General features: G+C 67.0%; 22 protein-coding genes. 14 read left to right on the top strand and 8 right to left on the bottom strand.

The genetic code is table 11. The annotated features are described in order from the left end of the window. The first annotated feature begins 271 nt into the window (after nt 1-271). Both WOA58_RS15600 and WOA58_RS15595 read left to right on the top strand, forming a co-directional pair. The gene (locus WOA58_RS15600; RefSeq protein WP_340605197.1) at nt 272-1,333 is read left to right on the top strand and encodes an ABC transporter ATP-binding protein; all 1,062 of its coding nucleotides are present in this window, start codon (nt 272-274) and stop codon (nt 1,331-1,333) included. Beyond that, on the top strand, nt 1,330-2,496 hold the full coding sequence (locus WOA58_RS15595; RefSeq protein ID WP_340605195.1) for an ABC transporter ATP-binding protein: 1,167 nt from the start codon (nt 1,330-1,332) through the stop codon (nt 2,494-2,496). The genes WOA58_RS15600 and WOA58_RS15595 overlap by 4 nt, the downstream gene beginning before the upstream one ends. Nucleotides 2,497-2,519: 23 nt before the next feature. On the opposite strand, the gene WOA58_RS15590 is transcribed toward WOA58_RS15595, so the two are convergent. Next, nucleotides 2,520-2,729: a hypothetical protein gene (locus WOA58_RS15590; RefSeq protein WP_340605194.1), complete on the bottom strand. Its 210-nt coding sequence runs from the start codon at nt 2,727-2,729 to the stop codon at nt 2,520-2,522. Nucleotides 2,730-2,863: 134 nt separating this feature from the next. Here WOA58_RS15590 and WOA58_RS15585 point away from each other — a divergent pair, with 134 nt between their 5' ends. After that, nucleotides 2,864-3,112 (top strand): hypothetical protein, encoded by a 249-nt coding sequence (locus WOA58_RS15585; RefSeq protein ID WP_340605193.1) that lies wholly within the window; start codon nt 2,864-2,866, stop codon nt 3,110-3,112. Nucleotides 3,113-3,122: 10 nt separating this feature from the next. Here WOA58_RS15585 and WOA58_RS15580 read toward each other — a convergent pair whose 3' ends face one another. Together WOA58_RS15580 and WOA58_RS15575 are read right to left on the bottom strand one after the other, a co-directional pair. Next, nucleotides 3,123-3,800 carry an RraA family protein gene (locus tag WOA58_RS15580; protein WP_340605192.1) on the bottom strand — a complete coding sequence of 226 codons (678 nt, stop codon included), beginning with the start codon at nt 3,798-3,800 and terminating at the stop codon, nt 3,123-3,125. A 62-nt stretch (nt 3,801-3,862) separates the two neighbouring features. Then, nucleotides 3,863-4,102 (bottom strand): hypothetical protein, encoded by a 240-nt coding sequence (locus WOA58_RS15575; RefSeq protein ID WP_340605191.1) that lies wholly within the window; start codon nt 4,100-4,102, stop codon nt 3,863-3,865. 91 nt (nt 4,103-4,193) lie between these two features. Here WOA58_RS15575 and WOA58_RS15570 point away from each other — a divergent pair, with 91 nt between their 5' ends. The 3 genes from WOA58_RS15570 (at nt 4,194) to WOA58_RS15560 (ending at nt 8,044) form a co-directional block, all read left to right on the top strand. Beyond that, complete coding sequence (locus WOA58_RS15570) at nt 4,194-5,168, top strand: endo-1,4-beta-xylanase (protein WP_340605190.1); 975 nt, start codon at nt 4,194-4,196, stop codon at nt 5,166-5,168. Nucleotides 5,169-5,228: 60 nt separating this feature from the next. Next, nucleotides 5,229-7,301 (top strand): alpha-glucuronidase family glycosyl hydrolase, encoded by a 2,073-nt coding sequence (locus tag WOA58_RS15565; protein WP_340605189.1) that lies wholly within the window; start codon nt 5,229-5,231, stop codon nt 7,299-7,301. A gap of 77 nt (nt 7,302-7,378) precedes the next feature. Beyond that, complete coding sequence (locus tag WOA58_RS15560) at nt 7,379-8,044, top strand: ThuA domain-containing protein (protein ID WP_340605188.1); 666 nt, start codon at nt 7,379-7,381, stop codon at nt 8,042-8,044. A gap of 77 nt (nt 8,045-8,121) precedes the next feature. Here the strand turns inward: WOA58_RS15560 and WOA58_RS15555 are convergent, their stop codons facing one another. The 3 genes from WOA58_RS15555 to xacF form a co-directional block, all read right to left on the bottom strand. Next, nucleotides 8,122-9,357: a mandelate racemase/muconate lactonizing enzyme family protein gene (locus WOA58_RS15555; RefSeq protein WP_340605187.1), complete on the bottom strand. Its 1,236-nt coding sequence runs from the start codon at nt 9,355-9,357 to the stop codon at nt 8,122-8,124. An 86-nt stretch (nt 9,358-9,443) separates the two neighbouring features. Next, nucleotides 9,444-10,982 carry a glycoside hydrolase family 43 protein gene (locus tag WOA58_RS15550; RefSeq protein ID WP_340605186.1) on the bottom strand — a complete coding sequence of 513 codons (1,539 nt, stop codon included), beginning with the start codon at nt 10,980-10,982 and terminating at the stop codon, nt 9,444-9,446. A 52-nt stretch (nt 10,983-11,034) separates the two neighbouring features. Then, nucleotides 11,035-12,483 (bottom strand): 2,5-dioxovalerate dehydrogenase, encoded by a 1,449-nt coding sequence (xacF, locus tag WOA58_RS15545; protein ID WP_340605185.1) that lies wholly within the window; start codon nt 12,481-12,483, stop codon nt 11,035-11,037. Between the two features lie 167 nt (nt 12,484-12,650). On the opposite strand from xacF, the gene WOA58_RS15540 reads away from it, so the two are divergent. The 6 genes from WOA58_RS15540 (at nt 12,651) to WOA58_RS15515 (ending at nt 19,817) form a co-directional block, all read left to right on the top strand. Then, nucleotides 12,651-14,210, top strand: a complete 1,560-nt coding sequence (locus WOA58_RS15540; protein WP_340605184.1) for a sugar ABC transporter substrate-binding protein — start codon at nt 12,651-12,653, stop codon at nt 14,208-14,210. A gap of 155 nt (nt 14,211-14,365) precedes the next feature. Next, nucleotides 14,366-15,934: a sugar ABC transporter substrate-binding protein gene (locus WOA58_RS15535; protein ID WP_340605183.1), complete on the top strand. Its 1,569-nt coding sequence runs from the start codon at nt 14,366-14,368 to the stop codon at nt 15,932-15,934. A gap of 21 nt (nt 15,935-15,955) precedes the next feature. Then, complete coding sequence (locus tag WOA58_RS15530; protein WP_340605182.1) at nt 15,956-16,885, top strand: carbohydrate ABC transporter permease; 930 nt, start codon at nt 15,956-15,958, stop codon at nt 16,883-16,885. Between the two features lie 2 nt (nt 16,886-16,887). Then, nucleotides 16,888-17,775 (top strand): carbohydrate ABC transporter permease, encoded by an 888-nt coding sequence (locus WOA58_RS15525; protein ID WP_340605181.1) that lies wholly within the window; start codon nt 16,888-16,890, stop codon nt 17,773-17,775. Nucleotides 17,776-17,879: 104 nt separating this feature from the next. Next, a complete protein-coding gene (locus tag WOA58_RS15520) occupies nt 17,880-19,079 on the top strand; it encodes an ABC transporter ATP-binding protein (RefSeq protein WP_340605180.1) in 1,200 nt (399 codons plus the stop codon). A 48-nt stretch (nt 19,080-19,127) separates the two neighbouring features. Further along, nucleotides 19,128-19,817 (top strand): hypothetical protein, encoded by a 690-nt coding sequence (locus WOA58_RS15515; RefSeq protein WP_340605179.1) that lies wholly within the window; start codon nt 19,128-19,130, stop codon nt 19,815-19,817. Between the two features lie 8 nt (nt 19,818-19,825). On the opposite strand, the gene WOA58_RS15510 is transcribed toward WOA58_RS15515, so the two are convergent. Together WOA58_RS15510 and WOA58_RS15505 are read right to left on the bottom strand one after the other, a co-directional pair. Continuing rightward, complete coding sequence (locus tag WOA58_RS15510; protein WP_340605178.1) at nt 19,826-21,472, bottom strand: TCP-1/cpn60 chaperonin family protein; 1,647 nt, start codon at nt 21,470-21,472, stop codon at nt 19,826-19,828. 58 nt (nt 21,473-21,530) lie between these two features. After that, nucleotides 21,531-21,722: a hypothetical protein gene (locus tag WOA58_RS15505; protein WP_340605177.1), complete on the bottom strand. Its 192-nt coding sequence runs from the start codon at nt 21,720-21,722 to the stop codon at nt 21,531-21,533. 101 nt (nt 21,723-21,823) lie between these two features. Between WOA58_RS15505 and WOA58_RS15500 the strand changes: the two genes are divergently transcribed. Both WOA58_RS15500 and WOA58_RS15495 read left to right on the top strand, forming a co-directional pair. Next, a complete protein-coding gene (locus WOA58_RS15500) occupies nt 21,824-23,827 on the top strand; it encodes a beta-galactosidase (protein ID WP_340605176.1) in 2,004 nt (667 codons plus the stop codon). Nucleotides 23,828-23,985: 158 nt separating this feature from the next. Continuing rightward, nucleotides 23,986-24,855 (top strand): fumarylacetoacetate hydrolase family protein, encoded by an 870-nt coding sequence (locus tag WOA58_RS15495; RefSeq protein ID WP_340605175.1) that lies wholly within the window; start codon nt 23,986-23,988, stop codon nt 24,853-24,855. The last annotated feature ends 154 nt before the right edge of the window (nt 24,856-25,009 follow it).

Below are 25,009 nucleotides of genomic sequence, written 5' to 3'. Positions count from 1 at the left end.
ACAAGCATACTTTTGTAATAAAACGTGGCCGATGTCGGAGAACGAAGTTCTACGACGGGGAAAACGCTTCACTAACATAGAACTCTATTCTCCAGGATGGAATCAGGTTCTGTGAGAAGGGCGTCGATCGGGGCTCGAACCCGACCGCACGGATAGAAGGTTATTTATGATGTTGGTCTCGATGCTATAGTGAATGACTCACACAGGTGTACCGCGGTGGTCCCGAGCAGGGCCGTTCGAGCCGAGCGAGCGGCACGGAGGGTAACCGACGATGTCACACGAAGCGATCGACGTCTCGCCGGCCGCCACACGATCGACGGACGACCCGATCATCACGATCCGGGACACGGACGTCCGGTTCGAGATGGATCAGGGCGCCTCGCACGTCCTGAAGGACGTCAACCTCGACATCTATCGCGGCGAGACCCTCGGCGTCGTCGGCGAGAGCGGCAGCGGCAAGTCGATGTTCGCGGACTCGCTTCTCGACGCCGTCGTCGAGCCGGGGATCGTCGACGGGGAGATCACGTACCATCCGGAGGACGGCGAGCCGTTCGACCTCCTCGACCTCAAGCCCTGGGAGCTGCGCGAGTTCCGCTGGGAACGGGTCTCGATGGTGTTCCAGGGCGCGATGAGCGCGTTCAACCCGACGATGAACATCCGCGAGCATTTCGAGGAAACGCTCGACGCCCACGGCTGGGACAAGGACGAGGGGCTCGAACGGGCCGAGCAGCTGTTCACGGACCTCCACCTCGACCCCGACCGAATGCTCCGGTCGTTCCCCCACGAGCTCTCCGGCGGGCAGAAACAGCGCGCGCTGATCGCCCTCAGCCTGATCCTCGAGCCCGAGGTCCTGGTGATGGACGAGCCGACCGCGGCGCTGGACCTGCTGATGCAGCGCTCGATCCTCAACCTGCTCTACGACATCAGGGACAAGTACGACCTCACGATGGTGTTCATCAGCCACGACCTGCCGATCGTCTCCGGGTTCGCCGACCGGATGGCGGTGATGTACGCCTTCGAGTTCATCGAGATCGGGGAGGCGAACGACATCCTCGGGAACGCCTCTCACCCCTACACGCGCGCGTTGCTCAAGTCCACGCCCAACCTCGAGACGCCGCTCGACGATATGAGACAGATCGAGGGCGAGAGCCCGGACCCGGTCAACCATCCGAAGGGCTGTTCGTATCACCCGCGATGCCCGCTGGGCGACGAGCGCTGCGTGGCGGACGATCCCGGCTTCTACCACGTCGATGGCGAACACGAGGTGCGCTGTCACTACCACGAACAGGCCGACGAGGCGGTCCCCCTCTCCTTCGGGGGTGGGGAGCGATGAGCGCCGACGACTCCCTCGTCTCGATCTCGGACCTGGAGGTCCACTTCGAGGACACCTCGATGATGAACGCGATGGTCCCCTCCTGGCTCGGCGACCGGATAGGGATCGAGGCGGAGCCGACCGTCCGGGCGGTCGACGACATCTCGCTCGATATCGACGAGAACGACGTGATCGCCCTGGTCGGCGAGAGCGGCTGTGGGAAGACGACCCTCGGGAAGGCCGCAGTGGGCCTCCAGCGGCCCACGGGCGGGTCGATCGAGTACCGCGGCAACGACATCTGGGACATCAGGGAAGGGAAATCGGACGCCGACATCACCTTCGAGGAGATCCGCCGCTCGCTGCAGATCATCCACCAGGATCCCGGCGCCGCGCTCAACCCCTATCGGTCGGTGCTCGACAACCTCGCGGTGCCGCTGAAGCGCTGGAGCCCGCATCTCAACTACGAGGAACGGCGAAACCGGATCCTCAACATGCTCAAACGGACGGGTATCAGCCCGCCCGAGGACTACGCCGAGCGCTACGTCCACCAGCTCTCGGGCGGCGAGCAACAGCGGGTAGCGCTCATCCGCGCGCTGCTGGTCGAACCCGACGTGATCCTGGCCGACGAGGCCGTCAGCGCGCTGGACGTCTCGCTGCGGATCGGCGTGATGGACCTGTTCCTCGAGATGCAGGAGGTCTTCGACACCTCGTTCGTCTTCATTAGCCACGACCTCGCGAACGCCCGGTATCTGGCGGGGAAGTCGGGCGGGAGGATCGCCGTGATGTATCTCGGGGAGATCGTCGAGATCGGGACCGCCGACGAGATCATCCACGACCCCCAACACCCTTACACGAAGGTGCTGCGGTGGGCGACGCCCATACTCGACCCCGAGCAGGCCGAGGAGGCCATGCGCGAGTCGCCGCCGGTCCGGAAGATCGACATCCCCGACGCGACCAACCCGCCGTCGGGCTGTCGGTTCCACACGCGCTGTCCGGAGGCGCGCGAGGCCTGCCGCCAGGAGGCCCCGGAGCTCTACGAGACCGAGGAGGGCGAGCACCACCGGACGAAGTGCTTCCGCGAACTCGAGGACCACGAGTACTGGCGCAGCCCGGAGATTACGGACGACGCCGAGGAGGCGACGACGGCCGACGGGACGACGGCTACCGACGAGGCGCGGAGCTGACGCGTTCCGTTCCTTCTACGACTTCAGAACGGAACCCAGTCGGAGGTCAGCGCGAGCAGCGTACCGAGAATGGTGACGACGACGACGACGGCGCTCACCTGCCCGATCACGTAGGAGGGCGTCCCGGGCTCGAGATGGAGGAACGACCAGCCGAGCAACAGCAGCATCGCGATACTGACGGCGAGGATCGACAGCCAGATCTGGTGGCTGAGACTCGAGGGACGACGGGCCATTGCCCACGAGTACCATACCTGAGTCAATAAAGACGACGGTCCATCGAGCGGCGGTTTCGCCCTCTCTACGGGACGGGCGATCGGTTCCCGACTGGACCACATGATTGATATAGGTGGACCGAGACCACTGTTCCATGCTGGACGTCTATATGCAACGGTTCGAGCACCCGTACCTGCTGGCGCTCGTCCCGATCGCGGCGGGGTTGTTGGGGCTCTCGGCGCTCGCCCAGTCGCTCGGCTCCTACCAGGCCGCCGGGTTCCTGGCGCTGTACGCGATGGTCGCGATGATCATCTGTACCATCGGCTACGGTGCGATCATCACGCTCACCTACAGCACCCAGAAGCTCCAGGAGTGGCGCATCGGGCGTTCGGGGATGGACTGAGAACGGTCGATCAGAGTGTGCCGTACCGGTCCCAGACCTCGAAGACGCTGTCGCCCGATCTGATGTCCTCCCGGACGGCGTTCTCGGTCTCGAGTTCCTCCTCGCCCCGTTCGAGTACCTCCTCGACGATCCCGGGATCGAGGACCACGATCGACTCGTAGTCGGCGAAGAGGACGTCGCCCGGACGGATCGTCACGCCGTGGACGGAAACGGGGACGTCGTACTCCCGGAAGCTCACGCGGCCGAACGATTCGATCGAGCTGTGGCCGTCCGACCAGACGGGGAAGGCGTGCTCCTCGATCAGCCGCGAGTCGCGGGTCGGCCCGTCGATCAGCGCGCCCACGGCGCCGTTCTCCTGGACGATCGTGCTCAGCAGTTCCCCCCAGAGGCCGACCTCGGTCTCCGGGGGTGCGGCCATCACGACGAAGTCCCCCTCCTCGACGCTCTCGAGGTACTGGAAGAACTCGGAGTCCCGGGGGTCGTCCGACCCCTCCTCCTCGTAGCCGATCTCGACGCGCTGGGAGGGGCAGGCGGTCCCGACGACCGGCTCGCGGCCCCAGACGGGCCGGATCCGCGTCCCGGGGATCACGTTGTCGTCGATGCCCATCTCGTCGGTGATGTCGTTGATCAGCGCGCTGTGGAGCTGCGTCAGGCGATCGCGCTGCTCTGCCGTGAGTTCCGTTGTCATGCTACCGGCGAACAGACTCGGGGTCGAGCCATAAGCGTACCGCTCGGGTCGCCCGAGCTCCGTCAGCGAAAGCGCTCGCGGCGCTCGAAGGGGTCCTCCTCGGCGTCGCCGTCGATCATCTCGAGGTCGCGCAGCCGACGGCGATACTCGAAGTAGCCCCCGCCGATCAGCAGCGCGCCGACCACGGTCGCCGTGACGAACTCCCCCTGCAGGCCGAAGTAGCCGATGACGCCGAGACCGATGACGACCGACCCCCAGAGCGCCCGGCGGGCGAGGCGTCGTTGTCGCTGCGCGGAATCCATACCCCGGCTTCGAAAGCCAGCTATACAGGCGTTACGCCCCGAGCCGCCGGTACCTACAGATTTATTCCGTAATCGTGTGTTCGGTAGAGCGATGTCGACCCATTCGTCCCTTAGAGAGACGGCCGACGACCGCGGCTTCCGGATCGGCGCCGCGCTGAACGCCCGGTCGCTCCGGAGCGACCCGAGCTACTGGAAGGCCGCGAGAAACGAGTTCAACGCGATCACGCCCGAGAACGCCCTGAAGATGGGGCCGCTCCGCCCCTCGCGGAAGACCTACGACTTCACCGACGCCGACGCGATCGTCGACTTCGGGCGCGCCCACGACATGTACGTCCGCGGGCACACCCTCGTCTGGCACAACCAGAAGCCCGACTGGTTCCAGGCGTGGGACTACACCGACGAACAGCTCGAAACGTTCCTCCGGGACCACGTTCATACGGTGGCGGGGCGGTATCGCGCGAAGATCGACGCCTGGGACGTCGTCAACGAGGCGGTCGCCGACGACGGCACGCTCCGGGAGACGGTGTGGGCCGACGCGATGGGTGAGGAGTACCTCGATAAGGCGTTCCGGTGGGCCCGCGAGGTCACTGACGCCGACCTCTACTACAACGACTACGGCGCCGACGCGGTCAACGGGAAGTCCGACGCCATCCACGACCTCCTCTCGGACCTGCTCGATCGGGGCGTCCCGATCGACGGCGTCGGCCTCCAGTGTCACGCGCTCGGGGAGTGGCCCGACCCCGACTCGGTCGCGGAGAACGTTCGGCGATTCCGCGAGCTCGGCCTCGACGTGCAGATCACCGAGATGGACGTCGCGTTTCCGGCCGACGAACGGCCCGAGGACGCTCTGGAGCAGCAGGCCGAGTACTACCGGGCGATCACCGAGGCCTGTCTCGAGGCGGGGTGTGATACCCTCGTCCAGTGGGGCGTCAACGACGCGACCTCCTGGCTGCGGGGCTTCAAGGACTTCCCCGAGCGGTTCACGGGCGATCCGTTACTGTTCGACGACGGCTGCGACCCCAAGCCCGCATATCACGCCGTCCGGGAGGCGCTCGTGGAGGACTGATCGAGGCCTCCTAATCGACCGACCGGCAGGACTTTGATCGACGCCGGTCAACGACGGGTCATGCCGGTCGAGGACTACGACGACTGCTGGCTGCGTTACGAGCCGGTCGAGGACGAGGAACTATCGAATGCCTATCGGAGACACTGCACCCACGCCTACGTCTCCGAGGGCGCCCCCGAACTGGGCGCCGTCCGCGAGGAGCTCCGACGCGGGCTGGGCGGGCTGCTCGGGCGGGAGCCACACCTCTGGCAGCACCCGCCCCGGTCGGTCGATGGCTTCCTCGCGATCGGGCTTCCCGACGAGATGCGCCCGATCAGCGAGTCGGTCGATCCCGACGAGGTCCGCGGGCTCCATGACGAGGGCTACCTGATCCGATCGGTCGAGTGGGAGGGGAGCGACTGTACCGTCCTCACGGCGCCACGGGATCGAGGACTGGTCTACGGCACCTTCCACCTGCTCCGGCTGATGGCGACCGGCGAGCCGATCATTGACCTCGACGTCGTCGAGGAGCCCGCCAACGAGACGCGGATGATCAACCACTGGGACGACCCGTTCCGCGGGTCGGTCGAGCGCGGCTATGCCGGCCGGACGCTCTTCGACTGGGAGCGCCTGCCCGACCTGAAGGAGCGCTATTACGACTACGCGCGGCTTCTCGCTTCGGTCGGGATCAACGGCGTCTCGGTCAACAACGTCAACACGAAGATCCCCGGGCGAGAGGGCGCCAACGAGGTCGTCTCCGGGCAGGCGGGCTGGCAGCTGCTCGAATCCGAGAACCTGGAGAAGGTCGCCGCGCTCGCGTCCGTGTTCCGCCAGTATGGGATCAAGACCTACCTGTCGGTGAACTACGCCTCCCCGATGCTCATTGGAGGATTAGAGACGGCCGATCCCCTCGACCCCGCCGTCGAGGAGTGGTGGGCCGGGAAGGCGGAGGAAGTCTACGACCGGATCCCCGACTTCGGCGGGTTCGTCGTCAAGGCGGACTCGGAGGGCCAGACGGGACCCTACGACTACGACCGGGACCACGCCGAGGGCGCGAACGTCATCGCCCGCGCGCTCGCCCCCCACGGCGGGCGCGTCTGGTGGCGCGCGTTCGTCTACTCGGAGCACGAGGACCGGGCGGTGCAGGCCTACGAGACGTTCGAACCGCTCGACGGCGAGTTCCACGAGAACGTCACCGTCCAGATCAAGAACGGGCCCATAGACTTCCAGCCCCGCGAGCCGGTCTCGACGCTGTTCGGCGCGATGCCCGAGACGGCGATGGGCTGTGAGCTCCAGATTACCGGCGAGTACACCGGCCAGGGCGTTCACGCGTGCTATCTCGTCCCCCAGTGGAAGGAGGTCCTCGAGTTCGATACCGATGGGAACGGCTCGCCCGTCAAGGACGTCCTCGGCGGGACCGAGGGCCAGGGGATCGCCGGCGTCGGCGTCGTCGGTGACGACCCCAACTGGTTCGGCCACCACCTCGCGGGAGCGAACCTCTACGGCTACGGGCGGCTCTGCTGGGATCCCGACCTCGACTCGGAAACGGTCACCGACGAGTGGATCAGACAGAGCTTCGGCGACGATCCGACGACCGTCGAGACAGTGAGCGAGATCCTGCTCGATTCGTGGGAGGCCTCGATCGACTATCACACCGGCGGCATCGGGTTGATGCACATGATGTACAACGGCGAGGCCGCCCTCGAGAACCACTACGACCCCTCGCCCGGCGAGTGGCCCGAGTACCACGTCGCCGACGGGGAGGGAATCGGGATCGACCGCACGAGCGAGGGGAGCGGCTACGTCGAGCAGTACCGCGAGCCGGTCGCCGAGCGCTACGCCTCCCCCGAGGACTGCCCGGAGGAGCTGCTGTTGTTCTTCCATCGCCTCCCCTGGGAGCACGAGCTCGCCGACGGGACGACCGTGATCCAACGGCTCTACGACAACTGCTTCGCCGGCGTCGAGGAGGTACGGAGGCTTCACGATCGATGGAGCTCGCTCGAGGGGGACATCGACGACCGGCGCCACCGCCACGTCGCCGAGCGGTTCGACGAGCACGTCCTGCAGGCAGAGCGGTGGCGAGACACGCTCGTCACGTTCTTCCACGAGCATTCGGGGGTCGCCGACGAACGCGGGCGGGTCCCGCTCGACTGACGCGGCCGCTCTCCCACCCCGAGCAGAGCCTTCCCGTATACCCTGCATTTTTGTGAAGGCACGTCGATCGAAGAGGCATGTCACTACGCGTGCTCGCGATCGGCGAGACAGCGTTCCCGTTCCACGACTTCGAGGAGGTCGGACCGCGTTTCGAGGAGGTCCTCGGGAACACGATCGAACTCACGCTCACGACCGACAAGGACGCCCTCTCGGACCTCGACGAATACGACGTCGTCCTCGACTACCTGACCGACAGCACGCTGTCGGACGAACAGCGCGAGGGGCTCCTCGCGTTCGTTCGTGAGGGCAACGGCTACGTCGGGGTCCACTGCGCCGCGGACCTCACGAGCACTGCGTCGGACGACCCCGACGACGTCCTCGACACCCGCGAGGAGCCCCTTCCGGAGCTGCGCGAGCTGCTCAGCGGTCACTTCCTCGACCATCCCGAACAGAGCGAGTTCGGCGTCGGGATCGTCGACGACCACCCGATCACCGCCGGCGTCGACGACTTCACGGTCTTCGACGAGCCCTACCAGGTGGAGTGCGACGACGACGTCTCCGTCCTCGCCCGGATGGACCACCCCGACTTAGCGGAGTACCCGGTGGCGTGGACGAAGCGCTATGGAGAGGGACGGGTCTACTACCTCTCGCTGGGCCACACCGAGGAGGTCTTCGAGACCGACGGCTTTCGCTCGTTGCTGGTGAACGGCGTCGAATGGGCCGCGGGGATGGAACCGCAGTAACAGACGGCAGCCCGCGCGGACCGGGACGAACGCTTCGTCGAACACCGCTGAGCAGAGCTCAGCGAGCTTTGCTTTGCTTACGCCTCGTCGAAGAGTTCCTCGCCCTCGACCATGTGCTCCTCGACGGCGTCGAGGTCGAGCGTGAGCCCGAGCCCCGGCTTCTCGGGGACTTCCATGCGGCCGTCCTCGATGAGGCCGTCCTCCTCGACGAGGTCCTCCCACCAGCCGAGCTCGTAGGAGTGGTACTCCAGCGCCAGCGAGTTGGGGATGGCGGCGGCGACCTGCGCGCTCGCCATCGTCCCGATCGGCGAGGAGACGTTGTGCATCGCGATCGGAACGTAGTAGAGGTCCGCGAGGATCGCGATCTTCATCGTCTCGCGCATTCCCCCGACCCGCGGGAGGTCGGGCGCGAGGATGTCGACGGCCTGCTCCTCGAGCAGGCGGCGTTGGCCGTGGGTCCGGTACTCGTTCTCGCCGACGGTGATCGGCGTCGAGGTGAACTGGGTGATCTCGCGCTGGACGTCGTGGTTCTCCGGGGGAACGGGGTCCTCGAGCCACCAGACGTCGTACTCCTCGAGCGCGGTCACGAGCCGCTTCGCGGAGCCCGCCGAAAAGGACCAGTGGCAGTCGAAGGCGACGTCCGCGCGGTCGCCGACGCGCTCGGTGACCGCCTCGACGATCTCGACCTTGTGGTCGATCTCCGGGGCGCGCAGGTGGCGGTTCGCGCGGTCCTTCTCGTGGCCCGAGGGGACGTCCAGATCGAACTTGATGGCGTCGTAGCCCAGCTCCTCGACGACGCGCTCGCCCTCGTCGGCGCAGGCCTGCGGGTCGGCCTCGTTCTCGGTGTGGAGGTCACAGTAGACCCGAACGTCGTCGCGGTACTTCCCGCCGACGAGCTGGTAGGCGGGCACGTCGAGGATCTTGCCCGTGATGTCGTGCAGCGCGATCTCGATCCCGGAGATCGCCGAGATGGTCTTGCCCGAGATCGAGCCCTCGCCCGACATCTTCTGGATCAGGTGTTCGTAGAGGCGATCGATGTCCATCGGGTTCTCGCCGATGACGAAGGGGGCCATCCGTTCGATGATCGCGGCGTCGCCGCCGCCCCAGTAGCACTCGCCGGTGCCGACGATCCCCGCGTCCGTGTAGACCCGGACGAGGATCCAGGGGTAGTTGCCGTCGACCATCGTCGTCTGGACGTCGGTGATCTCGACGTTTCGGGGGCCGCGGTCGGCGTCGAGCTGCATCGTCTCGGCCGAGAGGTCCCGCATCGTATACTCTGCGTTGGGATCGTGGAGTTCCCGGTAGTTCGGCATACGAACGGGATATCTACAGCAAGGTATTTCACGTTTGTTATCGAGGGACGCCCCGGACCCGCTCGGACCACCGCGACCCGCGTCCCTCACTCGGACGGTTCGTAGGCGAACCGCTCGAAACGCGCCGCCCTCTCGCCCTCCCGGTCGTCGGATCGGGCGTCCGAGCTGCCCGTGGCGTAGGGTCCGACGTAGACGCCCGTGAAACAGCCCGTGACCTCCGTGGCGAGATACCGCGTCGCCGCCGACGCGAGCTCCTCCGTTCCCTCGTCGTCGGTCCCGATACGGAAGCGATACGCCTCGGCCGTCGCGTCGACAGCGAGCCGGTGGTCCGTGCCCTCTACCGGCCGCTCGGCGACGACGTCACACAGGTCGCCGACGCGCAATCGGACGAACGCGATCGGGTTCCCCTCGCGGCCGGCAATCCCGATCTCGTAGTGGTGCCGTTCGTCCGCGATCAGCGCAAGGCCGGCCTCCTCACCGGGATCGGGGTCGAACGCGATATCGGCCTCGACCCGACAGTCGAACTGTGCCTGCCGACGGCCGACGAACGTCGCGCCCGGTTCGTCGAGGGACGTCGTTCGGGGGCGAAGGGTCAGTTCCTCACCGTCGAGCGAATAGGCGTCGGCATCGGGGTTGCGGCGGTACTCGAACGCGCCGTCGAGGCGCTCGCCGTCGAACGCCTCGCGGGTGGCGCGGGCCGGCGCCGACGGTCTCGGTGTCCCTTCGCCGGGAAGGGAGTCGACCGTCGTCTCGATCTCGACCGGGTCGCCGCCGTTGACGACGGGCCATCCCCCGTCCCATTCCACGGGCGCGAGGAACGTCTCTCGGCCGAGATGGTGCCAGCCGGGGTGGCCGCCCCGCTGGCGGATCCCGAGGAAGACGAGCCACCACGAACCGTCGGGGGCGTCGACCAGGTCGCCGTGGCCCGTCGCGTCGATCGAGCGCATCGGGTGGCCGCGATGCGAGAGGATCGGGTTCCGGGGACAGGGCTCGAACGGTCCCATCGGATCGTCGGCCCGTGCCGCGACGACCATGTGGTTGACGTGCGTGCCTCCTTCCGCCGTGAGGAGGTAGTAGGTCCCGTCGACCTCGTAGAGGTGCGGGGCCTCGCAGAACGTCCCCTCGATCCCCTCCCACAGCTCTTGGGGCTCGCCCACGTCCCCCGTTTCGAGGTCGACCGTTGCGTTCTTGATCGTCGTTTCGGGCAGCGTCGGCCCGGCGGCGTACGAGAGGTAGGCGGTGTCGCCCTCGAAGAACAGGTCGGGATCGAACCCCGGCGCGTCGAGGGAAACGGGATCGGACCACTCGCCCGCGGGATCGTCGGCGGTGACGACGAAGTTGCCCTCGCCGCCGACGAGCGTGGTGACGAGGTAGAAGGTCCCCTCATGGTGGCGAAGCGTCGGCGCGTAGATGCCGTCGGAGGACTCGATATCCTCGAGATCGAGCTGGCTCTCGCGGTCGAGCGCGTGGCCGATGTGCTCCCAGGAGACGAGGTCGTTGCTGTGATACAGCGGAACGCCCGGGAAATACTCGAAGGAGCTCGTCGCGAGGTAGTAGTCGTCGCCGACGCGACAGACCGTCGGATCGGGATGCGTGCCCGGAAGCACCGGGTTCTCGTACTGCATGACTCCTCGATTCACCCCGCCGGTCCTAAAACTTCGGGACCGGATGGGTAGTTTAGAAGCTGTCGTAGACGGTCTTCTCGATCGTGTAGAAGTCGAGGCCCGCGTCGCCCTGCTCGCGCCACGTCTCGCTCGAGGAGCGCTTGAACCCGCCGAAGGGGACGTGGAGCTCGAGGCCGGTCGTCGCGGTGTTGACCTTCGCGACGCCCGCCTCGATCTCGTCGACGAACCGTTCGGCCTCGGTGTGGTCGTTCGTGAGGATGCTCGCCGCGAGCCCGTAGTCGACGTCGTTGGCCACATGCAGCCCGTCCTCGAAGTCCTCGACCTCGAGCACGGCCAGCACGGGACCGAAGACCTCCTCCTGGGCGAGGCGGTCATGGGGTTCGACGTCGCTGAAGACGGTCGGTTCGACGTAGTAACCCTCCTCGAAGCGCTCGCCCTCGGGGCGGCCGCCGCCCGTCTCGAGGGTGGCGCCCTCGTCGCCGGCGATATCGATGTACTCGAGACTGCTCTCGAGCTCGCTCTCGGTGACCTGCGGTCCCATGTCGTACTCGTCACCGGGGCCGACCTCGAGGGCCTCGGCCTCCTCGACGACGCGCTCGACGAACTCGTCGTGGACGTCGGTGTGGACGATGGCGCGCGAGCCGGCGGTACAGGCCTGGCCGGTGACGCCGAAGGCCCCGCCGGCGACGATCTCGGCGGCCTCCTCGACGTCCGCGGTGTCGGAGACGACCGTCGGGTTCTTCCCGCCCAGCTCGGTCTGGACGCGCTTTCCGTCGTCGGTGGCCTTCGAGTAGACCATCTCGCCGACCTCGCTGCTGCCGGTGAAGGAGACGGCGTCGACGTCGTCGTGGGAGATCAGCGTGTCGCCGACCGTGCTGCCGGGGCCGGTGACGATGTTCGCGACGCCGTCGGGGAGTCCCGCCTCGTCGAGCGCCTCGAAGATCGCGACGGCGGTGCCGGCCGCGACCGACGCCGGCTTGAGGGCGAGCGTGTTGCCCGCCGCGAGCGCGGGCGCGACCTTCCAGGCGGGGATGGCGATCGGGTAGTTCCAGGGCGTGATCAGCGCGGCGACGCCGACGGGCTGGTTCACCGTATAGAGGTTCGTCCGCCGCCCGCTCGCGGCTTTGACGTTCCCGCCGAGGTCGCGGGTCTTCTCGGCGAAGTAATAGAAGATGTCGATGGCCCGCTGTACCTCGCCGCCGGCTTCGGCGTGAGTTTTGCCCTCCTCACGGGTCATGAGCTCGGTCAGTTCGTCTTTCCTGCTCTCGAGGATCGACCCCGTCTCGCGCAGGATCGCGCCGCGCTCGGGACCGGGGGTCGCCGCCCACTCGTCCTGGGCCGCGGCCGCCGCGGCGACGGCCTCCTCGGCGTCCTCCTCGCCCGACTGCTGGTACTCGGCGACGGTCTCCGAGGGTGCCGCCGGGTCCGTCGTCTCGAAGGTCTCCCCGGTCGATGCTTCGCTCCACTCTCCGTCGATGTAGTTCTGCTTGGACTCGCTCACGCATGTGTCGTCGATGCCCACCCACTCTATTGTTTCGGTTCACCCGATAACGGTGTCGGGTCGATACGAGACGACCCCTCGGGTTACGGTCCCCGAACGGGTCCAGCAGTGTCCCTGGCCACAGGGTTATTTATGTTAGAATACACTCTACCAGAGGCGAGGCCACCATGACACGTAGAGACACGGCAAGGAGAGGCTCGGCTGCGGAGGACGGATTCGATCAGGAGCCGGCGTCTTCGGGTTCCGAGCCCGATCCCGACGACTACTCGCGGCGGGGGTTCATGGAGACGGCGGGGACGATGGCCGCCGCGGGTGCCAGCGCCGGGCTGGCGGGCTGTATCGGCGGAGACGACAACCAGGGAACCGGCGAGGGCGACTTCGTCTGGTGGACGATGCGAGGCTACATTCCCGAGGAGACGCAGGCGATCCAGGAGACCGCCGAAGGCTTCGAGGACTGGGCCGACGAGGAGGTCAACGTCACCACCAACGTCGTCACCTGGGACCAGGTCTTCGAGGAGTGGACGGCCGCCCTCCAAGGCCAGAGCGCACCCAACGTCAGTGAGATGGCGAACGCACATGCGGTCGATTATGGTTCCGCTGGCGCTGTACAGCCGAACACGGAGCTGTTCGAGCAGTACGACGACTGGTACGAGGTCCCCTCCTACTGGGGCGATTACGACGGTGAGTTCTGGGGCTTCCCGTGGTTCATGGAGATCCGAAGCTTCTACTCGAACATGGCTCTCCTCGAGGAGGCCGGCCACGACAGTCCGCCCGAGACCTGGGAGGAGCTGATCGAGATGGCGATGGACGTCGAGGACGACACTGGAGAGACCGGTTTCGTCTCCGGTGGGGCACAGGACACCGGAACCGGGCAGGTGGTCTACGGTATAACCGCCCAGTCCGGTGGTGACTTCTTCGGTCGCGATGGAGACGAGTGGTCGGTCGAGATGGACTCACCGACGTCGCTGTTCGCGCATCTCTGGATGGCGAGCTTCCAGGAGGAGTGGGACATCGCCCCGGGTGGGTGGTCGGGTATGGACAGTACCGACGCCGAACAACTCTATCGCGAGGGCAACGCCGCCTTCATGATCAACTCCGGTGACGCGGCAAACGAGATGATCAACGAAGACGAGGACATCGCCGACGCAACCGAACTCTCGCTGATCCCGGAGGGTCCCATGGGAACGAACACCGCCTTCATGGGCGGGAGCTGTCTCTCGGCGTTCGAATCCGACTACACGCAACACGACGTCGACGACGACATCTCGATGTCGTTCATCGAGTACATGACCGAGCCCGAGACGATGGAGGAGTATTTCCCGGAAGCGGCGCCGAACTTCCTCCCCGTGCGCGAGGCCCAGGAGGAGATCCCGCCGTTTACCGAGAACTCCACCGAGATCCCCGACGAATGGATCGACTCCCGGCTCGAACAGGCCGAGGACGTCGCCGCCTACGGGATCACCGGCCTCGAGCAGAACACACCGTTCCTCGGCGACGTCGAGGGCGCAACGGACGGGTTTTCGGTCGCTATCTCGGCTATCCTCGGTGGGGGTGAGGACCCCCGTGATTCCGTGGTCGATCAGGCGAACCGGGTCCGCGAAGGCGTCAGCGATGCGGTGGATTACGAACTCGAGGAGAACACGGACCTGCCGGACCTCGACGACGCGCCCGACGAGCTTCAAGCCTGGATTCAGGGCGACGGAGTACCCCAGATCTGGAACCCATAGAAGCCACTCACGATCATCGGCAAACGTCCACTGAACGAGACGTGCGCGACTTCGAGCTCCCGCGCGAGTACTACCACTGGCTCTCGAAGCGGTATCTCCCCTCAACCACAGGGTTATTTATGTCAGAACATACTCTACCAGAGACGAGGTCACCCATGACACATAGAGACACGGAAAGGGGAGGAACGACTGCGGAGGACGGACACGACGAGGACCCGGCGTCTTCGGGTTCCGAGCCCGATCCCGACGACTACTCGCGGCGGGGGTTCATGGAGACGGCGGGGACGATGGCCGCCGCGGGCGCGAGCGCCGGGCTGGCGGGCTGTATCGGCGGGGACGACAGCCAGGGAACCGGCGAGGGCGACTTCGTCTGGTGGACGATGCGAGGCTACATCCCCGAGGAGACGCAGGCGATCCAGGAGACCGCCGAAGGCTTCGAGGACTGGGCCGACGAGGAGGTCAACGTCACCACCAACGTCGTCACCTGGGACCAGGTCTTCGAGGAGTGGACGGCCGCCCTCCAGGGCCAGAGCGCGCCCAACGTCAGCGAGATGGCCAACGAGCACGCCGTCGACTACGGCGCCTCGGGGGTCGTCCGGCCGAACACGGAGCTGTTCGAGCAGTACGACGACTGGTACGAGGTCCCCTCCTACTGGGGCGACTACGAGGACGAGGTCTGGGGGTTCCCGTGGTTCATCGAGGTGCGGAGCTTCTATACGAACATGGCCATCCTCGAGGAGGCCGGCCACGACAGCCCCCCCGAGACCTGGGAGGAGCTGATCGAGATGGGGACGGACGTCCAGTCGGAGACCGATTCGGCCGGCTTCGTCTCGGGCGGGGCACAGGACACGGGGACCGGGCAGGTGATCTACGGTCTGACCGCCCAGTCCGGCGGCGACTTCTACGGCTACGACGAGGACGCGGACGAGTGGACGGTCGAGATGGACTCCCCGGAGTCGCTGTTCAGCCACCTCTGGATGGCGAGCCTCCAGGAGGAGTGGGGCATCGTTCCCGGCGGCTGGGCCGGGACCGACAGCACCGACGCCGAGCAGCTCTACCGCGAGGGCAACGCGGCCTTCATGATCAACTCCGGCGACGCCGCCAACGAGATGGTCAACCAGGAAGAGGAGACCGTCGAGACGACCGAGCTCTCGCTGATCCCGGAGGGTCCCATGGGAACGAACACCGCATTCATGGGCGGGAGCTGTCTCTCGGCGTTCGAGTCCGACTACACACAGCACGACGTCGACGACGACATCTCGATGTCGTTCATCGAGTACATGACCGAACCCGAGACGATGGAGGAGTACTTCACGGAGGCGACGCCGAACTTCCTCCCCGTGCGCGAGGCCCAGGAGGAGATCCCGCCGTTCACCGAGAACGAGACCGAGATCCCCGACGAGTGGATCGCCTCGCGCCTCGAACAGGCAGAAGACGTCGCCCGCTACGGCGTCACCGGATCCGAGCGCAACGCGCCGTTCCTCGGCGACATAGAGGGCGCCACGGACGCGTACTCGGTCGCGATCTCGGGCATCCTCGGGGCCGAACAGGACCCCCAGGAGACGCTCCTCAGCCTGGCCAACGACATGCGCGAGACGATCAGCGGCGACGTCGACTACGAACTCGAGCAGAGCACGGACCCGCCCGAACTCGACGACGCACCCGAGGAACTGCAGCCCTGGATCGAGGGCGACGGCGACACGCCGCAGATCTGGACCCCCTGACACCGACCGTTCACATCCAAAATGGCAACTAAAATAGGAGAACTACGAGGTTTCGAGCTCCCGCGCGAGTACTACCACTGGCTCTCGAAGGAGAGCGTCTGGGGATGGCTGTTCCTCCTGCCCTCGCTGATAGCTCTGGGGCTGGTGAGCGTCTACCCGCTGCTGCGCGGGATCTATCTCAGCTTCTTCGAGTACGACGGGATCGGCGAGCCCCAGTGGGTCGGGCTCGACCACTACGCATTCATCCTCGGCTGGACGGAGTTCTGGCTCATCATGCGCAACACGCTGGTGTGGGCGTTCGCGTCGGTCGTGATCATGGCCCTCATCGGGCTCGGCTTCGCGATCCTGCTGAACCGCGACTTCCGGGGTCGGTCGATCGCGACGACGCTGCTGCTGCTGCCCTGGGCGATCCCGTTCATCTCGATCGCGCTGAACTGGCGGCTGTTGTACAACTTCGAGCTCGGTCCGCTCAACGGCTTCCTCAGGCTGGCCGGGATCAGCGAGGGGCTCCCCTGGATCGCGAGCTCGCGCTACGCGCTGTTCTCGATCATGCTCGCGTGGGTCTGGCGGAACTTCCCGTTCTTCATGCTCACCTTCCTGGCGGGGATGAAGGGGATCCCGGGCGATCTCTACGAGGCGGCCCACGTCGACGGCTCCTCGCGGATCGACTCGTTTCGCCACATCACGCTGCCGTTCCTCCAGCCGGTCGCGGTCGTGATGACGCTGCTGATGAGCCTCTGGTCGCTCAACCACTTCACGCTGATCTACGTGATGACCGGCGGCGGGCCCGGCAACTCGTCGATGGTGCTGCCGGTCTACATCTACGAGCGGGCGTTCCACCTCGGCGAGATGGGACTGGCCAGCGCGATCGCGGTCGCGATGCTGGCGGTGATGCTGACCTACGGCCTGATCTACCTGCGCCTCTACCGTGAGGACGTCGGGGGGAAATGACCATGGCAACTGACACACACACCACGTCGGAGGAATCGACCGGCTTCCTGACCGAGCGGCGGGCCGATCTCGCCAGGCGGGCGGGCTTTCACGCCCTGCTGTGGTCGCTGATCGCGATCGTCCTCTCGCCGGTGCTGTGGATGTTCATCGTCTCGGTCAACCAGATCGGGTTCCAGTCGTTCATCGACGACCCCGCCGCCTGGGCCGCGGGCGCGGATTTCTCGGCCTACTTCCGGGTCTGGTACGAGTCCGACTTCCCCTACTGGTTCCGCAACAGCCTGATCGTCAGCCTCGGCGCGACCGCGCTGAGCATCGGGGTCTGTACGCTGGGTGCCTACAGCATCGGCCGGCTCCGGTACAAGGGCCGGACGGCGATGGCGACGTTCCTGCTCATCACCCAGATGTTCCCCGCGGTCCTGCTCGCGATCCCGCTGTTCCTGGTCTTCCAAGACCTCGGGTTGGTCAACTCGCTCAGCGGGCTCGTGATCGCGTACGTCGCGTTCACGTTGCCGTTCGCGATCTGGATGCTGCGCGGGTTCTACGAGAACCTACCCCAGTCGCTCGAGGAGGCGGCGATGATCGACGGCAGCACCCGACTCGGCGCCGTCGTTCGGGTGATCCTCCCGCTGTCGGCGCCCGCGATCGCGACGACCGCGATCTTCACGTGGGTGCTGGCCTGGAACGAGTTCATCTTCGCATTGGTGTTGATCAACGACTCCCAGCAACAGACCCTCCCGCCCGGGATGGGCGAGTGGGTCGGCCAGTTCGCGCTCAACTGGGACATGCTGATGGCCGGCGCCATCGGCGCGACGCTCCCGATGCTGATCGTCTTCTTCCTGCTACAGAACTACATCGTCAAGGGGCTCGCCGAGGGCGCCGTCAAATCGTAGTCGGCCCCGCTCCCCGTGGCGCCGTTCGTCGTCGGATCTGATAGTCCGTCCCGCGACAACGACACCCAAAGAATATTAGGTGCCGGTTCCGTACGTCACGATCGATGAGCTCTATCGAGTTCGAGGGAGTGAGAAAGGTCTACGACGGGGACGTCGTGGCGGTGGAGGACTTCGATCTGGAGATAGAGGGCGGCGAATTCCTCACCCTGGTGGGACCGAGTGGCTCCGGGAAGTCGACGCTGCTGCGGATGGTGGCGGGTCTCGAGGAGATCACCGGCGGGACCATCTCGATCGGCGGCGAGCGGGTCAACAAGCTCCCGCCGCGCCACCGCGACATCGCGATGGTGTTCCAGAGCTACGCGCTCTATCCCCACCTCTCGGTCCGCGAGAACATGGCGTTCGGGCTCAAGCGCTCGACCGACCTCCCGGACGACGAGATCTACGACCGCGTCGAGGAGGCCGCCGAGCTGATGGGGATCCCGGAGCTGCTCGACGACCGGCCCAAGCAGCTCTCGGGCGGCCAGCAACAGCGCGTCGCGACCGGACGGGCGATCGTCCGCCAACCCGCCGTGTTCCTGTTCGACGAACCGCTCTCGAACCTCGACGCGAAGCTCCGGAAACACATGCGCACGGAACTCCAGCGCATCCAGCAGGAGCTCGAGACGACGGCGATCTACGTCACCCACGACCAGGAGGAGGCGATGACGATGTCCGACCGGATCGCGATCCTCAACCACGGCGAGCTCCAGCAGGTCGGGACGCCGCGCGAGGTCTACAACCGGCCGCGCAACCTGTTCGTCGGGCAGTTCATCGGGAGCCCGTCGATGAACGTCTTCGACATCGAGTACGAGCCCACTGACGACGGCGGCCGGCTCGTCGGCGACATCGACCTCCCGATCGATTCCGAGCGTGCCGAACGCATCGAGGCCGCCGGCTTCAACCGGATGAAGCTGGGGGTCCGGCCCGAAGACATCAGCGTCAGCGAGACCCGCACGGAGGGCACGATCAGCGCCGGCGTCGACATCGTCGAACCCCTCGGCGCGCGCGACCTGCTGTACTTCGACATCGGCGAGGACGACGGGATCGTCAACGAGGGGATCCCGGACCCCGACGAGGAGGGGGAGGCGGCGCCGGACGTCGAGGTCGAGGAACGGAAGGCGTTCATCGAGCCCGAGGCGATCCCCCAGGACACCGCCGAGGTCTTCTTGGACCTGAACCTGGATCAGGCGCACCTCTTCGACGCCGACTCCGGCCTCAGCCTCGCGTACGCCGACGAGCGTCGCGAGGTGGCGCCCTCGGCCTGATGCCCGCTCGGACGCCAACTTTTTGACCGGCTGGCGAGTCCACCGAGTATGGCTCGGAACGCGGATCACGACCGGCGGGCGTCGGGGTGGGCGGTGCTCCGCCCCTGGCGCGAGCTCGGCCGGTCCGACGACATCGAGGGGATGATTGGCGTCGTCCGCCGGTACGGATGGCTGCCGGCCCTGACGGGCCTCGCGCTGCACGCGCTTGCGCGCGGCGCGTTCGAGTACCTGAGCGAGCCCTTCGTCGTCGCCGAAGGCTACCTCTTTCCCGGCTGGCCGGCCGCGCTGCTCATCAACTTCCTGTTCGGCGCGTTCGTGGTGGCGTTCTCGTGGTTCGTCTACTTCGGCCTCATCGGCGTCATCGCCGGCTATCTCTCGGAGGACCACGTCATGGAGCTCGACACGTTCAAGATCGGCGGCTACCTGACGGTGTTGTTCGTCCCCGTCTTCGTGATCGGATCGGTCCTGATCTCGACGGTGGCGGTCCCGGACGGCGCGGCCGCGCAGGCGGCCACACAGGACGGCGACGCGGCCGAGTTCGCGCTGTCGGCGTACTCGTTCGTCTACGACACCCCCCAGATGCACGCCGTCCGCGCGCTCAAGGCCGGCGCCTGGGTGCTGACGGGCTTCCTGATGTTGCCGGTCGTCCAGCGGCTCTACGAGATCGACGAGAAGCGAAGCGTCGCGAGCGTCCTGCCGGTGACGCTCGCGGGCGTGATCACCGCCTTCCTCTTCTGATTAGCGCCTCACTGCCCGTCGTCGCCGAACGGGACCGGCGGACCGTCGTTGAAGACGACGCCGTCGACGGTGAACAGCGAGTTCGCGAACTCGACGCCGCGGATCAGGCCGCCGGTGCGGACGAGGTGGGCGTTCAGCGCGTCGCTCGCGGCGACGACGTCGTCGACGAGCCGCCCGTCGGCGTCGATCCCGGCTCTCGAACGACCGGCGTCGTGGCGGACCCGCAGATCGGTCATCGAGTCGATGGGGTCGCGGCCCGCGTTGCGCGCGAGCGTCCGCGGGACCACCTCCATCGCCTCGGCGAACCCCTCGACCGCAAGCTGCTCGCGGCCGTCGAACTTCGGCGCCAGCTCCCGGACCGCCCGTGCCGCCGCGAGGTCGGCCGCCCCGCCCCCGGGGAGGGCCGCCGGTCGCTTGATCGCGGCACGGACCGCGTTGAGCCCGTCCTTGATGCGGCGTTCGGCCTCGCCGGCCGAGCTCTCGGTGCCGCCGCGGACGACCAGCCCGACGCTCCGCGGCTCGCTCCCCGCGGGCGCGGTGACCTCGAGCCATCGCTTCCCGCCCGTCGCCTCGCGCCACCCGACCGAGCCGACGCCGAGTTCGGCGTCCAGTGGGGGGTTGTTGGGCGTGACGGGGCCGCGGCTCGTGGCGCCGGTGACCCGCGAGAGGACGTCGATGTCCGAGCGCTTGACGTTCCGGACGGTGACGACGCCGCGTTCGGCCAGCCGGTCGCCGATGGCGGCGCTCGCGTCGCCGGTGACGAACGCCGCCTCGACGCCCGATCGGGCGATCGCCTCGGCGATCCGCGCGCTCTCCGTGTCGAACTCGTCGACGGCGCCCGCGCGGGCGCCGTCGATCGCGACCGAGCCCGACCGGAGCTCGCGGGGCTGGAGGTCGCCGTCGATCAGGAGGACCCCGCCCTCGACCGGGAGGCGATCGTCCGCCGTCATCGGGTCGTACGGCAGCAGGGTTCCGGGAATCAGTTCGCTATCGGTCACGTCGCCGCCGGGGAACGTCTCGATCGCGACGTAGCCCAGATGGACGGTCCCCCGCCGGGGCTCCCAGACGCGGAGGACGGCGTCGACCACGTCCTCGGCGAGCCCCGCGAGCGGCCAGGCGCCGGCCCGACCGTTCGTCATCCCGCCGCGGGCGATGCGTTCGAGCCGTGCCCGATCGAAGGCCGATCGGACGGTCGGACGGTCGCTCTCCGCGACCGGGATCGCGAGCTCGTCCCAGACCTCGAGCGTTCGCTGGGCGCCGATCGAGAACCCCTCGACGACGGCCGTCGGGGGGACGCCCTCCTCGATCAGGTCGATGCCCGTCGCCAGCAGCTCGCTCGTCAGCAGCGTCGTCGTCGTCGTCCCGTCGCCCAGCGCGTCCTCGTGGTCCTCCGCGAGCGCGATGAAACGGTTCGCGATCGGGTGGTCGGTCTCGCCCTCGAACTCCTCGAGGATCGCCACGCCGTCGTTGCTGACGAACGTGCGGATGGTGTCGTCCTGCATCCGGCGGACGACCATCTTGTCGACGCCCAGCGGGCCGAGCGTGCTCCGTACCAGCCCACCCATCTCCCGTGCCGCCTGCCGTATCCCTCGTCTCGTCTCGGCCGGCGACAGCTGCTCCCAGCCGACTGGCGTGGTCGCGTCGTTTCCCGGCATCGCTATAGCGGGCCGCGGTCAGGCGTTCGCGGCTTCGGTAGTAACCCTCGGTCCATGATCAGCGGATGAACAGCCGATCGGCGACGATCGCGAAGACGATCAGCAGGACCAGTATGTAGGCCACCTCGAACACCAACCCCCACCCCTGCGTCAGCATGTACTGTACGCCGAAGTACGCGAGGGCGACGAACGCGATCAGCATCGCGCCCATCTTGCCCACCATCCGTGACGAGAGCTGTCTAACTGTCATGACGTTCGTCGGGTCGTCCCGCAGCCTAATAAACGATCACCATCGATCGGGCGGGTACGGAGAACCGGAGCGAATAAGGGGGCCAGCACGGTTGGTAGTGTATGTCACTCGGTGTCTGTTACTTCCCCGAGCATTGGCCGAGCGAGCGATGGGAAGCGGACGTTCGACGGATGGCCGACCTGGGTCTCGAACACGTCCGGATGGCGGAGTTCTCCTGGTCCGAACTGGAGCCAAAGCGCGGCGAGTTCGAGTTCGGCTGGCTCGAGACGGCGCTGGATCACATCGACGAACGCGGCATGGAGGCCGTGTTGTGCACGCCGACGGCGACGCCGCCCCGATGGCTCGTCGACGAGCACCCGGGGATGCTCCAGGAGGAGCCCGACGGGACGACCCGGCAGTTCGGCAGCCGCCGGCATTACTGCTTCAACTCGCCGGCGTACGCCGAGGAGACCGACCGGATCGTCACCCGAATGGCCGAGCGCTTCGCCGACCATCCCGCCGTCGCCGGCTGGCAGACCGACAACGAGTTCGGCTGCCACGGGACGGTCCGGTGTTACTGCGAGGACTGCTCGGCGGCGTTCAGCGAGTGGCTCCGCGAGCGCTACGGCGACGTCGACGCGCTCAACGACGCCTGGGGGACCGCGTTCTGGAGCCAGCGCTACAACGACTTCGAACAGGTGGAGCCGCCTCGACACACCGTCGCCGAGCACCACCCGTCGCTGCTGCTCGATTACGCCCGCTTCGCGAGCGATAGCGTCGTCGACTACAACGACCGCCAGGTCGAGCTCCTGCGGGCGGCCAACGACGACTGGTTCGTCACGCACAACTTCATGGGTCACTTCTCCGCGCTGGACAGCTACGACGTGAGCGAGAGCCTCGACTTCGCCTCCTGGGACTCGTATCCCACCGGCCACTCCCAGCGGGAAGGGGACGACCCGGCGGTCGAGGACCTGCTGGTCGGCGACCCGGACGTCATCGGGCTGAACCACGACCTCTACCGGTCGGTGACCGACGAGCCGTTCTGGGTGATGGAACAGCAGCCCGGCGACGTGAACTGGCCGCCCTATTCCACCCAGCCGGCCGACGGCGCGATGCGGCTGTGGGCCCACCACGCCGTGGCTCACGGCGCGGACGTCGTCTCGTACTTCCGGTGGCGACGCTGCCGGTTCGGCCAGGAGCAGTATCACGCGGGGTTGCTGAAGGCAGACGGAACTCCGGATCGGGGCCACGACGAGGCCGCCAGGGCCGCCGACGAGCTCGGGAGCCTCCCCGGGCTCGACGGCAACGAGGCCTCCGTCGCACTCCTCCACGAGTACGACAACCTGTGGGCGCTGGAGGCCCAGCCACACGCCCCCGAGTTCGACTACTGGGACCACCTCGAGACCTACTACCGGGCGCTTCGGGCCCGCGGCGTCGCCGTCGACGTCGTCCCGCCGACCCGCGACCTCGAACCCTATGCGGCCGTCGTCGCGCCGACGCTCCATCTCGTCGACGACGACGTCGCGGCCCGGCTCGGGACGTACGTCGAGGGGGGTGGCGAGCTCCTCCTGACGATGCGCTCCGGCGTCAAGGACCGCGCGAACGCGCTGTTGAACGAGCCGGCCCCGGGTCCGCTCTCGGGGCTCGTCGGCGCGACGGTCGAGGACTGGGGGACGCCACACCCGGAGATGGAGCGGGAGCTCCGGTACGATGGCGATCCGTTCGAGTACCGCGTCTGGAACGAGCGACTAAGCACGGACGCGGCGCTCGCCGTCGGGGAGTACCGAACCGGGCGAGCGGCGGGTCATCCCGCGATCACGGCCAACGCCGTCGGCGACGGCCATGCCCGCTACTGTGGCGTCTGGCCCGGCGATTCGCTCGCCGACGCGATCGTCTCCGACCTGCTCGCGGACGCGGGAGTTCCGGCGACGGCCGAACCGCTTCCGCCGCGGGTCCGTGTCGTCGAGCGCGACGGCCTCACCTGGGTCACGAACTTCTCCGATCGCGAACTCCTCGTCAAGCCTCCGGACGGGGCGTCGATGCTGCAGGGGTCCGAAACGGTTCCCGGATATGGCCTCGCGGTCGTCGACGCGCCGTTGACCGACGTCGGCGTCGAGCACCGGTAAGGATCCCATCGATCTCCGCCGACCAGCGGCCGTTTGACCGCTACGAACGGGAGGGGCGTTTTCGGTTTCGGGCTCGGGCCCGGGACTCGACGTCCGCCCGACGAAACGCGGTAACCGATACCAAAGATCTATACGTGAGGATGTGAACATGAAACAGTATGCGGTATTACCAGCTTGCGGCGGGTGATGACGGACGGCTCTGTGTCGAAACCGGCGGCGACGTGTACGACCTCACGTCGGCCAACCGGGGTATTCGTGGGTTCGGCGACCTCGTTTCGGCCTCCTCGATCTCGGACGTTCCGATCGACGACGTCACCGACCGGCTGCTCGGCGAGCTCGACCCCCTCGATCCCGACGCCGTCGAGGGCACTGACCGGCCGCCCGTTGCGGCCGACGAGGTCTGGGCGGCCGGCGTCACCTACAGCATCAGCGAGCAGGCCCGCGAGGAAGAGAGCACGATGCCCGACATGTATCTGAACGTCTACGACAGCAGCCGCCCCGAGGTGTTCTTCAAGGCCACGCCCAGCCGGGTCGTCGGGCCGAACGATCAGGTCGGCATCCGATCGGACTCCGACTGGGACGTCCCCGAGCCCGAACTGGCCGTCGTCCTCTATCAGGGCGAGATCGTCGGCTACACGATCGGCAACGACATGAGCAGCCGCTCGATCGAGGGCGAGAACCCGCTGTATCTCCCCCAGGCGAAGGTCTACGACCGCTGTTGTTCGATCGGCCCCTGCGTCAGGTCGGCCGATTCGATCGACGATCCCCACGATCTCGAGATGAGTATGGAGATCTCCCGGGACGGTCGAACGCTCTACGAGGAGGCAACCAGCACCGCCGAAATGGTCCGGACGGTCCCGGAGCTGGTCGAGTGTTACGCCAGACACAACGCCGTTCCCGAGATGTCCGTGCTGCTGACGGGGACCTCGCTCGTCCCCGACGACGGGTTCACGCTCCAGGAGGGCGACGTCGTCGACATCGAGATCGACGACATCGGCACCCTGACCAACTCCGTCGTCGAGGTCTGAAACGCGGCTCCCGGACACAGGGCCACGTCTAGAACCCGGAGATACGTCCCTCCCTCCTACCGGTACCGGAAACGATCGACCCCGTCAAGCGACGGTGCCGTACTGGCTGACACCGGCGTCGTTCTTCCTGTAGCCACGTCCGTTCTCCACAGAA

It is taken from the genome of Halalkalicoccus tibetensis (assembly GCF_037996645.1).
Classification (GTDB): Archaea; Halobacteriota; Halobacteria; order Halobacteriales; family Halalkalicoccaceae; genus Halalkalicoccus; species Halalkalicoccus tibetensis.
This window is presented reverse-complemented; position numbering and strand designations above follow the sequence as displayed.